Source organism: Celeribacter baekdonensis, assembly GCF_003047105.1.
Classification (GTDB): Bacteria; Pseudomonadota; Alphaproteobacteria; order Rhodobacterales; family Rhodobacteraceae; genus Celeribacter; species Celeribacter baekdonensis_B.
Window position 1 is genome coordinate 1,385,508 of record NZ_CP028475.1, and the last position, 13,217, is coordinate 1,398,724.

Below are 13,217 nucleotides of genomic sequence, written 5' to 3' on the forward strand. Positions count from 1 at the left end.
TCTTATGCTGGAGCAATCCCTGTTGGCGGGCGGGCCGTTGTTCAGCCCTGCCCTTTTATTTTCAATACCTTAGACGCCCGTCGCCGGAATACCTGTGCGCACCACAGGACGCGGGGCAGTCAGTTCTTTCCATTTCGAGAGGGCTGTGTTCACCGTCGCATTGGCATCGCGGGCGACGAATTCACCATGGCCCTCTTTTGCCTTCAATTCCCCCCTGTCGACGGCCACATATCCGCGGGTCAAAACGTACCGTGGCAAGGCCGTGACCTCGATCCCCTCGAACACGTTGTAATCAATCGCGGAGGCTTGCGTATCCGCCGAAATCACTTTCGACATCGACGGGTCCATCACCACAATATCCGCATCTGCGCCGACCAGAATCGCCCCCTTTTTCGGGTAACAATTCAAAATCTTAGCGATGTTGGTTGAGGTCACAGCGACGAATTCATTCATCGTGATCCGCCCGGTCTCGACGCCCATGGTCCACAGCACCGGAAGCCGATCCTCAAGCCCGCCCGTGCCGTTCGGGATCTTGGAAAAATCACCAACGCCATAGCGTTTTTGATCGGTGGTAAAGGCGCAGTGATCGGTCGCGACACAGGACAAAGTGCCCGACGCAAGACCGGCCCAGAGGCTGTCTTGGTGTTTTTTGTTGCGGAACGGCGGCGACATCACCCGGCGTGCGGCGTGGTCCCAATCTTCGTTGAAATACTCCGACTCGTCCAAGACCAAATGCTGGATCAAAGGTTCGCCCCAGACCCGTTTGCCATTCATTTTCGCCCGGCGGATCGCCTCATGTGCCTCTTCGCACGAGGTGTGAACGACATAAAGCGGCGCGCCCGCCATATCGGCCAACATGATCGCGCGGTTGGTCGCCTCACCCTCAACCTGCGGCGGGCGGGAATAGGCGTGGGCCTCGGGACCGGTATTGCCCTCGGCCAAAAGTTGCGCCGTCAATTCGGCCACCACATCGCCATTTTCGGCATGAACCAAAGGCGTCGCGCCCAATTCGGCGCAGCGCTTGAACGAGGCATAAAGCTCATCATCATTCACCATCAACGCGCCTTTATAGGCGAGGAAGTGTTTGAATGTATTGATACCTTTTTCCTCGGTGATGAGTTTCATCTCATCAAACACCTGCTCTCCCCACCACGTGATCGCCATGTGGTAAGAGTAATCACAGGCCGCCTGACCGGATTTATTGTCCCAGACTTTAAGGCTATCCAAAAGGCTCTCACCCGGACTTGGCAGGCAGAAATCCACCACCATTGTCGTCCCGCCCGCCAAAGCGGCGCGAGTGCCAGAGGCAAAATCATCGGCGGAATAGGTGCCCATAAACGGCATTTCGAGGTGCGTGTGCGGGTCAATCCCGCCCGGCATGATGAAACACCCGATCGCATCCAAAATCTCATCGCCCGACAGGTCCGGCCCGATCTCAACGATCACACCCTCCTCGATTTTCACATCGGCCTTATAGGTCAGATCGGCGGTGACAACCGTGCCGCCTTTGATCACCTTGCTCATGACTTCACTCCTTGTGGCTCGGACGAGGCCGCGCGCGCCTCAGTCTCTTTTGTCTTTAAATATCCTCGGGAGCACGAGGGGCGAGCCCCTCGTCCCTGCCCGCATTCAGTCTACAATCTGAGCGGTCTCCAAAACCGCATGCAACAACACATCGGTGCCCGCCGCCGCCCATGCCGGGCTGATCTCTTCGGCCTCATTGTGGGACAGGCCGTCCACACAGGGGCACATGATCATCGCGGTCGGTGCAACATCGTTGATCCAACAGGCATCGTGCCCCGCGCCGGAGACGATATCCATATGGCTATAGCCCAGCCGTTCGGCGGCATTGCGGACCGCGCCCACCAAAGTCTCATCAAAGGCGGGTGGTTCGAATTGGCCGGAAATTTCCGAGCTGAACGTGACCCCGATCTCCTCACAAAGTTTTGGCGCGCGTTCATAATACTCCGCCTCCATCGCATGCAGCACATCCGGCAAATGCGACCGGAAATCGACGGTAAACACCACCTTTCCAGGGATCACATTGCGCGAATTGGGGTACACGTCGATGTGGCCAATGGCGCCCACCGCGCCCGGTTGATGTTTCATCGCGATCTCATGGACCAATTCGGTCAAAAGCGCCAAACCACGTCCGGCGTTTTTGCGCATATGCATCGGCGTCGAACCGGTGTGGCTGTCCTTGCCCTCAACCGTACATTCGATCCAACGCAGGCCCTGACCGTGCGTCACGACGCCAATATCCTTGCCCTCGGCCTCCAAAATAGGGCCCTGTTCAATGTGCAATTCGAACATCGCATGCATCTTGCGCGCACCGACTGTTTCGTCCCCGACCCAGCCGATACGTTTCAATTCATCGCCAAATTTCAATCCCTTGGCATCCACGCGATCATAGGCCCAATCCTGTTCATGCTTGCCCGCGAACACGCCGGAGGCCAACATGGCGGGGGCAAACCGGGTGCCCTCTTCGTTGGTCCAGTTGGTCAGCACGATCGGGTGTTTGGTTTTGATACCCAGATCATTCATCGTGCGCACGGCCTCTAAGCCGCCCAGCACGCCCAAAATGCCATCATATTTGCCGCCCGTTGGTTGCGTGTCGAGATGCGAGCCCATGTAAACTGGCAGTGCCTCCGGGTCCGTGCCCGCACGCGTCATAAACATATTGCCCATCGTGTCGACACCCATGGTCATCCCGGCCGCTTCGCACCATGTCTGAAACAAGGCACGGCCTTGGGCATCCTCATCGGTCAGCGTCTGACGATTGTTGCCACCCGCGATCCCAGGGCCAATCTTGGCCATCTCCATGAGGCTCTCCCAAAGGCGTTCGGAATTGATTTTGAGGTTTTCGCCGGGTGCCGACATGGGTCTTTCCTTTCGTTCATCAAATCATTTGGGCGATGGACCCGCCCGCCTGTGCTTTGCTCGTCTTGGTCACAGTCTGCTCAGGTGGGGCACGCCGCGCATCGCGCATGGTCTTGACCTACCCTCAGCAGATTTGACCATTCGGTCAAGAGAAACACTAACAGGAACATTCAGTCTCAAAACCGTACATCTGCCGAAAAACCATGCAAACGAACCATAAGTCCGGTTTTAAGGCGATTCCCCCTTCGGTTTGGCGTTTTTTTTAGCAATTATAGACAGACTAACGCGAGAGGATCGGGGCGGATGAGAATCGAACAAAAAATGCCGGGACGGCAACCACGCACAAGAATACAAAAAAAGAACACGGAGACCATATTGGAAGCCGCTTTAGAGGTGTTTTCTCAACATGGGTTTCGTGGGGCAACGCTGGATCAAATTGCCAAGGCCGCGGGTCTCTCAAAACCCAATCTACTCTATTATTTCCCCTCGAAAGTCGCCATTCACCGCGCTTTGATCGACGGGTTGATGAAAACCTGGCTCGACCCGTTGCGTGAAATGAAGGCGGATGGTGATCCTGTCGAGGAGGTCATTGCCTATGTTTTGCGCAAATTGGAAATGGCGCGGGAGTTCCCGCGTGAAAGCCGCCTGTTTGCCAATGAGATCGTGCAAGGCGCGCCAAACATCATGGACAAGATCGAAGGCGAGCTGAAAAATCTGGTCGAAGAAAAGGCGGCGGTGATCGAAGGCTGGATTGAGGAGGGGAAAATCGCCCCCAGCAATCCCTATCACCTGATCTTTTCGATCTGGTCCACGACCCAGCATTACGCCGATTTCGACGCTCAAATTCGCGGCATTCTGCATCCGGAGGGGGACGCGCATTTCGAACAGGCGCGGCAGCATTTGGAAACCCTGTTCCGCCGAATGTTGACGCCATAAAGGATTTGGAAACAAAAGCGCGCCGCCAGAAGGCGCGGCAGGATGAGTCGCGTTAACCAAAAGCAAATATTTCTGTGGGTCTTAACCCTTGGAAAACCATAATCCGTTATAAAGGACAGTGTGGGGGCTCCTGAAAAGAAGGAGCACGAGCATGACCAACGTAGCGGGAGTGCCAGCCTTTGGGGGAGGTGGTTTTGCCTTTAGACAGCCACCCGATCCGCCAAGGCCCGCTGTGCCTCAGGTCGCTCAAACGGCGACAGATGGCTCAGCGACATTTACGAAAGGGAACGAGCTTCCCGGCCAGAACGGCAGCAAATACACCAAAAGTGACCCTGTGAACGAAACTGCGAATGATGCGGCGGCGCCCACATCGACGGATGCCAAAGCTGAGGCGCAGAATCGGATCAAAGAAGATCTGCCCAAAGATATTCTGACCGGGCCAACGCCCGCGTTTCAGGCCTCTGTTCTTGAGGTCGAAAGCGATCTGCGCAATGTCATCGCTCAGCTTGAAGCCCGGCGCAATCAAGTCAGCGATGAGGCCGCCATTTCGGCTACGCCGCGTGGATCTGAGGCCCGATCTCTGGCCGCGCAACCTTTGACATCAGAGGGCACGGGGACAGAAACCCAACGCGCTGCCGTCGCAGAAGCAACACAGGCCGAGGTGCAAAAAGACGCAACGGAGGCCACGCAGGCCTTGGTGCAGACCTCATCAGAGGCGATGGACCCCGAGACCCGCTATGCCGGTCCGGCGGCCAACCCGCGTAGCCCGTACGATCCGGCCTAATCCCCAGCCCGCGTCAGGATGGCACGGCCTAAGCATATGATATTTTGATGTTTTATTGCCCCGAGCTTCGGCCCGGCAAGACACTCATGCGCAGGTGCCCCGATCAAGGCACCAGCATGGCGGAGCTTTGCCCCATTGGAGTATGAAAGCGCGCGCGAGATCACATGTCTCAAAGCTCTGGACCGGCGTGATCTGTCCAGACCGAATAAATTGTGCGCATCAGGACCCGCCTGATGCGCACGACGTCATGCACTATGTCTCGTCAGGTTTTATTCCGCTGAACAGGCCGCCACATTGTTGGGATGCGTGGTCCAATTGGCATAGTCACCAACAGGTTTGCCCGTGCGTTCGTCCATCTCACCTTTGTCCAATGTTTTCATAGTGATACAGCCCTCAACCGGGCAGACATTGACGCACAGGTTACAGGCGACGCATTCGTCATCCATAACGGTGAACACCCGATCCGGCGACATCTCGATCGCTTGGTGCGAGGTATCTTCGCAGGCGGCATAGCAGCGCCCGCAATTGATGCAATCGTCCTGATTGATCACCGCTTTGGTCACGTGGTTGAGGTTGAGATATTGCCAATCGGTGACGTTTGGCACCGCACGGCCAGAGATCTCGGCCACAGAGCTGAAGCCCTTTTCATCCATATATTGCGACAGGCCGGAGATCATTTCTTCAACGATTTTAAAGCCATAGGTCATCGCAGCGGTACAGACCTGAACGTTCGATGCGCCCAAGGCAAGGAATTCCGCCGCGTCACGCCATGTGGTCACGCCGCCGATCCCCGAGATCGGCAGGTTTGCCGTGGCCGGATTGCGGGCAATCTCTGCGACCATGTTCAACGCAATCGGTTTGACCGCTGGGCCACAATAGCCGCCATGGGTGCCTTTGCCGTCGATCATCGGTTCGGGTGCAAAGCTGTCGAGGTTGACCGAGGTGATCGAATTGATCGTGTTGATCAAGGACACCGCATCCGCACCACCACGCAGTGCGGCTTCGGCGGGCAAAATGATATTGGTGATGTTCGGCGTCAGCTTGACGATCACCGGCAATCCGGTTGCCTCTTTGCACCAGCGCGTCACCATTTCGATATACTCGGGCACCTGCCCCACCGCCGCGCCCATACCGCGTTCAGCCATGCCATGCGGACAGCCAAAGTTCAGCTCGAAGCCGTCACAGCCGGTTTCGGCAATGCGCGGGATGATGCTTTTCCAACTTTCGGCATCACACGGCACCATGACCGAGGCAATCAGCGCCCGATCCGGGAAGTCCTTTTTGACGCGGGTCATTTCCTCCAGATTCACCTCAAGCGGACGATCGGTGATCAGCTCGATATTGTTGAGGCCCAAAAGGCGGCGATCCGCGCCATGAATGGCCCCGTAACGCGGGCCGTTGACGTTGACCACGGGCGGGCCTTCTTCGCCCAGGGTTTTCCAAACCACCCCGCCCCATCCGGCCTCAAAGGCGCGGCGAACGTTGTATTCTTTGTCTGTGGGCGGCGCGGAGGCCAACCAAAACGGGTTCGGAGAGGTGATACCGCAGAATGTGCTTGTGAGATCGGCCATGTCTTAGCCCTCCATCAGGCTGGCGTGAATGTCTTCGGCCGCATCGCGACCCTCGGCAACGGCGGTGACGGTCAGGTCTTCGCCGCCAGAGGCACAATCGCCCCCGGCCCAAACTCCCGCCATAGAGGTACGCCCCGTTGCGGATACGGCGATTTTGCCGCCTTCAATTTTAATCCCGTCTGGTACCCCCACAAGGGTCTGCCCGATGGCTTTAAACACCTGATCGGCGGCCAGACGAAAGGTCTCGCCCGTGCCTGAGAGTGTGCCATCGACCTCTTGAGTGAATTCACATTCCATCTCGGCGCAGGCCCCATTGCCATGCACGGCGACGGGGGCGGCATGATAGATGATCTGCACGCCTTTCGAGGTGGCAAGCTCTTGTTCATACACAGAGGCCGACATCCGGTCTTTGCCCCGGCGATAGACGATGGTGACATTTTGTGCGCCCAAAAGTTTGGATTGCACGGCGGCGTCCACGGCGGTCATGCCGCCCCCGATCACCACCACATTGCGGCCCACAGGCAGGGTTGAGAGATCGGTGGATTGGCGCAGATCGGCGATGAAATCCACCGCATCCAAAACGCCGTCCTTGTCGACCCCCTCGGCCCGCAACGCATTGACGCCCGCAAGGCCAATGGCCAAAAACACCGCATCATAGGCCTCTTGCAGCGCAGCAAGCGTCAGCCCCTCGCCCAGTTTCTTGCCATGCTCGACGGTGATCCCGCCAATTTGCAGCACCCAATCGACCTCACTTTGGGCGAACCCGCCCGGCGCTTTGTAGGACGCGATGCCATATTCGTTGAGCCCGCCAGATTTCGGGCGCGCATCAAACATCACCACATCATGACCTTTCATCGCCAAACGATGCGCGGCGGACAGCCCCGCTGGCCCGGCCCCCACCACGGCAACGGTCTTGCCGGTGGCCTCTGCGCGGGTAAAGGGATGGGCATTTTTCGCCATCAGCGTGTCGGTGGCATAGCGTTGCAGCCGACCGATTTCGACCGGCTTGCCCTCTGCCTTTTCACGCACACAGGCCTCTTCGCACAGTGTCTCTGTCGGACAGACCCGCGCGCACATGCCACCCAGAATATTCTGTTCGAAAATCGTTTGGGCCGCCGCCTCCGGCGTTCCCGTCGCGATCTGGCGAATAAACAATGGCACGTCGATCGAGGTCGGACATGCGGTCATGCACGGCGCATCATGGCAAAAATAACACCGATCCGAGGCCACAAGCGCCTCATGATGGTCTAAAACCGGATGCAAATCGGAAAACTGTGCGGAATAGCTTTCCGCCGGCAGGCGCCCCGCAGCAATTGCGGGCGTCATCGGACTGTTGGACATCGGGCTCGCTCCCTGTTAGCTGGCTTTTGTTGGTCTCAGGGTGGCAGGGTTGATTTTTTTATCAAGTGGTAAAATTTACCATCTCGTCATTTTCGAACCTTTCAGACCTCTCACGCCAAAGAATGATGCGCGAACGCCCAAATCATAGGCAAAGTTTGCGGCACTCCCCCGTGATCCCGGACCGATATCGGGTTTTCACGCAGCGTAACAACGCCTATATACGAACGATATGAACAACAGCCCGCTTTTAATGACGGGCGGCAGAAACCGAGTTGAACACATGACCAAGCAAAACGACGCCGACGTGGCTTTCATTCAGGCTCTCGCCGAACTGCTGACCGCAAATGACCTCACAGAAGTGGAAGTCATGCGCGAATATGGCGACAACGACAGCCTCAATGTCCGTGTCAGCCGCGCCCAACCGCAGATGATTCAGACGGTCACCGCACCGGCCCCTGTGGCCGCAGCACCCGCCGCCGCTGCAGTGGCCGCCCCGGCTGTGGCCACCGCAGCCGATCCGGCCAATGATCCAAACGCTCTGGCCTCCCCAATGGTGGGCACCGCCTATCTGGCGGCGGAACCGGGCGCGGCCCCTTTCGCAAAAATCGGCGATCAGGTGTCTGAGGGTCAAACCGTTTTGATCATCGAAGCAATGAAAACCATGAACCACATCCCGGCGCCGAAATCCGGCACCGTCAAACGCATCCTCGTCGAAGATGGCACACCGGTCGAATTCGGCGCTCCGCTGATGATCATCGAATAAGGGATCTGATCCATGTTCGATAAAATCCTCATCGCCAACCGCGGCGAGATTGCCCTTCGGGTGATCCGCGCCTGTCGCGAGATGGGCATCCAATCCGTCGCGGTGCATTCCACCGCCGACGCGGATGCAATGCATGTGCGCATGGCCGACGAAGCCGTCTGTATCGGGCCAAATTCGTCGACCCTCTCCTATCTCTCCTTCCCCGCGATCATTGCCGCCTGTGAAATCACCGGCGCGCAGGCGATCCACCCCGGCTATGGTTTTCTCTCTGAAAACGCCGCTTTTGTGCAGATCGTCGAAGATCACGGGCTGAGTTTCATCGGGCCGTCGGCGGAACACATCCGTCAGATGGGCGACAAAATCACCGCCAAAGAGACCGCCGAACGCTTGGGTATTCCCATTGTTCCCGGCTCCAAAGGCGGTGTGCCGGACGTGGAAAGCGCCAAAAAAGCCGCAGCTGAGATGGGCTATCCGGTCATCATCAAAGCCACCGCCGGTGGTGGCGGGCGCGGCATGAAAGTGGCGCTCAGTGAGGCCGATCTTGAGGTCGCCTTCCGCACCGCACGCTCCGAATCCAAAGCCGCCTTTGGCAATGACGAGGTCTATATGGAGAAATATCTCCAAAAGCCGCGTCACATCGAAGTGCAGGTGTTTGGCGATGGTCAAGGCGGTGGTGTCCACTTGGGCGAACGCGATTGTTCGCTGCAACGGCGCCACCAAAAAGTGTTCGAAGAGGCCCCCGGCCCCTCGATTTCCGCCGAAGAACGCGCCCGCATTGGCGGCATCTGCGCCAAGGCCATCGCTGAGATGGGTTACAAAGGCGCGGGCACCATCGAGTTCCTCTATGAGGATGGCGAGTTCTATTTCATCGAAATGAACACCCGCCTTCAGGTTGAGCACCCGGTGACCGAAGCGATTTTCCGCCAAGACCTTGTGCGCGAACAGATTCGCGTGGCTGCGGGTGAAAAACTGTCCTTCACCCAAGAGGATTTGCTGCTCGATGGTCATGCCATTGAGGTGCGGATCAACGCCGAAAAACTGCCAAATTTCACCCCCTGCCCCGGCAAAATCACCCAATATCACGCCCCCGGCGGTCTGGGTGTGCGGATGGATTCGGCGCTGTATGACGGCTATACGATCCCGCCTTATTACGACAGTTTGATTGGCAAATTGATCGTGCATGGTCGCGACCGTCCCGAAGCCTTGGCACGGCTCAAACGTGCTTTGGGTGAGTTGATCGTCGACGGTGTCGACACCACAATCCCGCTGTTTCACGCCCTTCTCGAAGAAAAAGACGTGCAAACAGGTGATTACAACATCCATTGGCTCGAAAAATGGCTTGAAACCAATCTCGGCTAAGCTCTTTCGATCATGTCTAAAAAAGGCCGCACCCCATGGGAGTGCGGCCTTTTCTTTTACCCAAACCCACGCCAAAGTCAGCCCATGGATCACCTTGCCCTCACCCCAGAGCTTATCTTGCAAGCCTATGCCAATGGCGTGTTTCCCATGGCCGAGGGACGCGACGATGATGAAATTTTTTGGGTCGATCCGCGCGAGCGTGGAATCATTCCGCTGGAGGGGTTTCACATCTCCCGCTCTTTGGCCAAAGTGATCCGCTCTGGCCGCTTTCGCGTCACCTTTAACCAAGATTTCAAAGGCGTCATGGAAGGCTGTGCCGATCGTGACGAGACTTGGATCAACGCCACGATTTTTGACCTCTATGGCCAGCTGCACGAGAGGGGGTTTGGGCATTCCTTGGAAATTTGGCAGGATGAGCGGTTGGTCGGCGGCACCTATGGCTTGGCGCTTGGCACCGCGTTTTTTGGCGAAAGCATGTTTTCGCGCGCGCCGAATGCCTCAAAAGTCGCGCTGTCCTATATGGTCGCCCGCCTCAAACGCACCGGATTTACCCTGTTTGACACGCAATTCCTGACACCGCATCTGGCCTCACTTGGCGGGATCGAAATCCCACGCGCCAAGTATCGAGACATGCTGAGAAAAGCGTTAGAGGCGCGCGCCGACATCACCGCGCTGACGCGAGAGTTGACGCCTCAGGACGTGGTGCAGGACAGCGGCCAAATGTCGTAACGCTGATGGTCCATTGCGTTCAACGCCGGGCTTGAGGCCACCATCCAGCCGGAAAAGGCCGGGGCCTCCATGCCCTCGACACGCACCACGAGATAGGCATAGGCATCGCCCGACGGGTTGCCTTTGGGCGAGCGACAATCGCCCAAAAACACCTGAATGCGACCAAAATTGGCGGTGCCACCAACATCAAGCGACAGATCTTCCACTGCCCCTGTGAGCTTATCCAACGCACGGACCGTGGCTCCTGAGCCAGACACCACCTCTTCTTGCAATTCGGTGGTGATGTCTTGCAATTCCTGTTGGTAACCGTCGTTGGGCAGGCTTTGCAGATCTTCAAGCGACAAGCCCCCCGTGCCAAACCCGGCCACATCACCGTCATCCAAAGGCGTGATCACAATGGAATCCAGACCGGTTTCCAGATCATCACCAAATCCGGCCTCTTGCGCCATGACCGGCGTCGCGAGTGACAGAATAAGGATCAGGGTCGGAAAGGCACGTCTCATTCTGTGCTGCTCCCAGAGTCGCTTCCTGTGTCGCTTCCTGTGACGAATTTCAACATCAGGTTGATCAGGCTGACCGAGCCCTGGGTGTCAGCGATCACTTGGCCATCTTCAAAATTGAACATCGAGCCGCCGGGCACAAGCTCGACAAAATTACCGCCCAAGAGACCCTCCGACGAGATCAAAGCGGCAGTGTCGTCGGGCAAGGCCACGGATTTATCAAGCGTGAGCTGCGCCTCGGCACGATACGTCTCGGGATTGAGGTCCAGTGCGGTCACTGTACCGATTTTCACGCCGGCCAGACGCACATCCGTGCCAGAGCCAATGCCCTCGGCCGAACGAAAAGAGGCCGTGAGGTGATAGTCATCCGTGGCCCCGGAGGCAAAGCCCGTGACTTGTCCCGCATATATGAGAAAGCCCAAAGCGAGGGCGACAACACCCGCGCCAACGGCGACTTCTGTCGTGTTTTCAGACATACATGGTCCGCCCTTGTTCAGGTTGCTGCGGGTCCGGCGCCTTATTCAGGCTGCCAAGCCTCATAATCCTGACGCACGACCGGGTTGACCTTGCGGATCGAGCCCGCAGGCGCGTAGGCCGCGATGGTGCCGGTGAGGTTTTCGACATGGGGTTTTTCCCAAGTCTTGTGCTCAAGCGCCTCATGGCCCGGGTGGTTGGCAAACGTGTGGTGCAGCCAGCCATGCCAATCAGGATTGACGCGGGAGGCCTCGACCTCACCATTGAAAATCACCCAGCGGCGGCTGTCATCTTCATTGCGGAAATAGAAATTGCCTTGGGCGTCTTCGCCGACCTTGATGCCATGGCGCCAGGTGAACAATTGAGTGCCAATGGTTTGGCCCTTCCACCAGACAAGTGCGCGCAGGACAGTGTTCACGATACCCATGGATCCGGTCACCTTTCGTAATTCGCTTGTCGCAATCTATGACCCATCCGCACGCCAAGGTCCAGAGGGCAGCAGCCTGTGCCGGGCGAGTTTTCGCCGCAGGAGGCCAAAAAATCGCCCCCCGCCTCACGCGGAGACAGGGGGCAAATGTCAGCACAGAAGGATCAGCGGATCAGGCTGTCGCTTCCTTGGTCTTTTCATCCGAGTAGATCATCAACGGCTTGGCCGCGGACATGACAGCATCCTCGTTCACAACAACTTCGGTGACATTTTCCATACCCGGAAGCTCGAACATGGTGTCAAGCAGGATGTCTTCGAGGATTGAGCGCAGACCGCGCGCACCGGTTTTACGCTCGATCGCACGTTTCGCGATGGAGGTCAGCGCATCCTCGGTGAAGGTCAGCTTGGCATTTTCCAACTCGAACAGACGCTGGTATTGTTTCACCAAAGCGTTCTTAGGCTGGCTCAAGATGGTGACCAAAGCGTCCTCATCCAAATCTTCGAGCGTTGCCAGAACCGGCAAACGACCAACGAATTCAGGGATCAGACCGAATTTCAACAGGTCTTCCGGCTCGAGCTGTTTGAACATCTCGCCGACGCCTTTGTCTTCGTCATTTTTCACATCCGCGCCAAACCCCATCGCGGTGCCTTTGTTGCGCTGCGCGATGATCCGGTCGAGACCGGCAAAGGCACCGCCGCAGATGAACAGGATGTTGGTGGTGTCCACTTGCAGGAATTCCTGCTGCGGATGCTTACGCCCACCCTGCGGCGGCACGGAGGCCACGGTGCCTTCCATGATTTTCAGCAAAGCCTGTTGCACGCCCTCGCCCGACACATCGCGGGTGATCGAAGGATTGTCAGATTTGCGGGTGATTTTGTCGACTTCATCGATGTAGACGATGCCGCGCTGCGCCCGCTCAACATTGTATTCAGAGGCCTGCAGCAGTTTCAGGATGATGTTTTCGACATCCTCCCCAACATAGCCCGCCTCGGTCAGCGTGGTCGCATCGGCCATGGTGAAAGGCACGTCGAGAATACGCGCAAGTGTTTGCGCCAAAAGGGTTTTCCCGCAACCTGTCGGACCGATCAAAAGGATGTTCGACTTCGACAACTCGATGTCGCCATTGCCTTTGGCCGCGTGGTTGAGACGTTTGTAATGGTTATGAACCGCCACAGACAACACGCGTTTCGCTGTCGCCTGACCGATCACATAATCATCAAGCACCTGACAAATATCGCGCGGGGCAGGCACGCCCTCCGAGGATTTCAGACCGGAGGATTTGGTTTCCTCGCGAATGATATCCATGCACAGTTCGACACATTCGTCACAGATGAAAACGGTTGGGCCCGCAATCAATTTGCGCACCTCGTGCTGGCTCTTACCGCAGAACGAGCAGTAAAGCGTGTTTTTGCTGTCACTACTGGACGAATTGCTCATCACATTCCCCTAAGG

Annotated in this window: 13 protein-coding genes; 5 read left to right on the forward strand and 8 right to left on the reverse strand. The window is 57.3% G+C overall.

Features of this window, described 5'->3' with window-relative positions; translation table 11 throughout:
- Positions 1–69: 69 nt before the first annotated feature.
- Together hydA and DA792_RS10295 are read right to left on the reverse strand one after the other, a co-directional pair.
- A complete protein-coding gene (gene hydA, locus DA792_RS10290; protein WP_107719869.1) occupies positions 70–1,524 on the reverse strand; it encodes a dihydropyrimidinase in 1,455 nt (484 codons plus the stop codon).
- A 105-nt stretch (positions 1,525–1,629) separates the two neighbouring features.
- Complete coding sequence (locus tag DA792_RS10295; protein WP_107719870.1) at positions 1,630–2,880, reverse strand: Zn-dependent hydrolase; 1,251 nt, start codon at positions 2,878–2,880, stop codon at positions 1,630–1,632.
- A 321-nt stretch (positions 2,881–3,201) separates the two neighbouring features.
- Here DA792_RS10295 and DA792_RS10300 point away from each other — a divergent pair, with 321 nt between their 5' ends.
- Entirely contained in the window at positions 3,202–3,816 is a 615-nt protein-coding gene (locus DA792_RS10300) for a TetR family transcriptional regulator C-terminal domain-containing protein (protein ID WP_417267197.1), read from the forward strand.
- Between the two features lie 151 nt (positions 3,817–3,967).
- Entirely contained in the window at positions 3,968–4,600 is a 633-nt protein-coding gene (locus DA792_RS10305) for a hypothetical protein (RefSeq protein WP_159075242.1), read from the forward strand.
- A 269-nt stretch (positions 4,601–4,869) separates the two neighbouring features.
- Here DA792_RS10305 and preA read toward each other — a convergent pair whose 3' ends face one another.
- On the reverse strand, positions 4,870–6,171 hold the full coding sequence (gene preA, locus DA792_RS10310; protein WP_107719873.1) for an NAD-dependent dihydropyrimidine dehydrogenase subunit PreA: 1,302 nt from the start codon (positions 6,169–6,171) through the stop codon (positions 4,870–4,872).
- A gap of 3 nt (positions 6,172–6,174) precedes the next feature.
- Entirely contained in the window at positions 6,175–7,512 is a 1,338-nt protein-coding gene (locus tag DA792_RS10315; protein ID WP_107719874.1) for an NAD(P)-dependent oxidoreductase, read from the reverse strand.
- Between the two features lie 280 nt (positions 7,513–7,792).
- Between DA792_RS10315 and accB the strand changes: the two genes are divergently transcribed.
- From accB to aat, 3 genes are all read left to right on the forward strand, one after another.
- Positions 7,793–8,275: an acetyl-CoA carboxylase biotin carboxyl carrier protein gene (gene accB, locus DA792_RS10320; protein WP_107719875.1), complete on the forward strand. Its 483-nt coding sequence runs from the start codon at positions 7,793–7,795 to the stop codon at positions 8,273–8,275.
- A 12-nt stretch (positions 8,276–8,287) separates the two neighbouring features.
- Positions 8,288–9,634 (forward strand): acetyl-CoA carboxylase biotin carboxylase subunit, encoded by a 1,347-nt coding sequence (accC, locus tag DA792_RS10325; protein ID WP_107719876.1) that lies wholly within the window; start codon positions 8,288–8,290, stop codon positions 9,632–9,634.
- Between the two features lie 84 nt (positions 9,635–9,718).
- Complete coding sequence (gene aat / locus DA792_RS10330; protein ID WP_107719877.1) at positions 9,719–10,363, forward strand: leucyl/phenylalanyl-tRNA--protein transferase; 645 nt, start codon at positions 9,719–9,721, stop codon at positions 10,361–10,363.
- Here the strand turns inward: aat and DA792_RS10335 are convergent.
- From DA792_RS10335 to clpX, 4 genes are all read right to left on the reverse strand, one after another.
- Positions 10,327–10,866, reverse strand: a complete 540-nt coding sequence (locus DA792_RS10335; protein WP_254679674.1) for a DUF2155 domain-containing protein — start codon at positions 10,864–10,866, stop codon at positions 10,327–10,329. The genes aat and DA792_RS10335 overlap by 37 nt on opposite strands.
- Positions 10,863–11,339, reverse strand: a complete 477-nt coding sequence (mlaD, locus tag DA792_RS10340) for an outer membrane lipid asymmetry maintenance protein MlaD (protein WP_107719878.1) — start codon at positions 11,337–11,339, stop codon at positions 10,863–10,865. The genes DA792_RS10335 and mlaD overlap by 4 nt, the downstream gene beginning before the upstream one ends.
- Positions 11,340–11,380: 41 nt before the next feature.
- Positions 11,381–11,764, reverse strand: coding sequence for an NADH:ubiquinone oxidoreductase subunit NDUFA12 (locus DA792_RS10345; protein WP_107719879.1), 384 nt, complete (start codon positions 11,762–11,764; stop codon positions 11,381–11,383).
- Between the two features lie 172 nt (positions 11,765–11,936).
- Complete coding sequence (gene clpX, locus DA792_RS10350) at positions 11,937–13,202, reverse strand: ATP-dependent Clp protease ATP-binding subunit ClpX (protein WP_107719880.1); 1,266 nt, start codon at positions 13,200–13,202, stop codon at positions 11,937–11,939.
- Between the last annotated feature and the right edge of the window lie 15 nt (positions 13,203–13,217).

Bases quoted from the DNA above. Each gene is read 5' to 3' on its own strand.
- mlaD (WP_107719878.1), bottom strand. From the start codon at position 11,339: ATGTCTGAAAACACGACAGAAGTCGCCGTTGGCGCGGGTGTTGTCGCC.
- DA792_RS10335 (WP_254679674.1), bottom strand. From the start codon at position 10,866: ATGAGACGTGCCTTTCCGACCCTGATCCTTATTCTGTCACTCGCGACG.
- accC (WP_107719876.1), top strand. From the start codon at position 8,288: ATGTTCGATAAAATCCTCATCGCCAACCGCGGCGAGATTGCCCTTCGG.
- clpX (WP_107719880.1), bottom strand. From the start codon at position 13,202: ATGAGCAATTCGTCCAGTAGTGACAGCAAAAACACGCTTTACTGCTCG.
- DA792_RS10305 (WP_159075242.1), top strand. From the start codon at position 3,968: ATGACCAACGTAGCGGGAGTGCCAGCCTTTGGGGGAGGTGGTTTTGCC.
- accB (WP_107719875.1), top strand. From the start codon at position 7,793: ATGACCAAGCAAAACGACGCCGACGTGGCTTTCATTCAGGCTCTCGCC.
- DA792_RS10345 (WP_107719879.1), bottom strand. From the start codon at position 11,764: ATGGGTATCGTGAACACTGTCCTGCGCGCACTTGTCTGGTGGAAGGGC.
- aat (WP_107719877.1), top strand. From the start codon at position 9,719: ATGGATCACCTTGCCCTCACCCCAGAGCTTATCTTGCAAGCCTATGCC.
- DA792_RS10300 (WP_417267197.1), top strand. From the start codon at position 3,202: ATGCCGGGACGGCAACCACGCACAAGAATACAAAAAAAGAACACGGAG.
- DA792_RS10315 (WP_107719874.1), bottom strand. From the start codon at position 7,512: ATGTCCAACAGTCCGATGACGCCCGCAATTGCTGCGGGGCGCCTGCCG.
- hydA (WP_107719869.1), bottom strand. From the start codon at position 1,524: ATGAGCAAGGTGATCAAAGGCGGCACGGTTGTCACCGCCGATCTGACC.
- preA (WP_107719873.1), bottom strand. From the start codon at position 6,171: ATGGCCGATCTCACAAGCACATTCTGCGGTATCACCTCTCCGAACCCG.
- DA792_RS10295 (WP_107719870.1), bottom strand. From the start codon at position 2,880: ATGTCGGCACCCGGCGAAAACCTCAAAATCAATTCCGAACGCCTTTGG.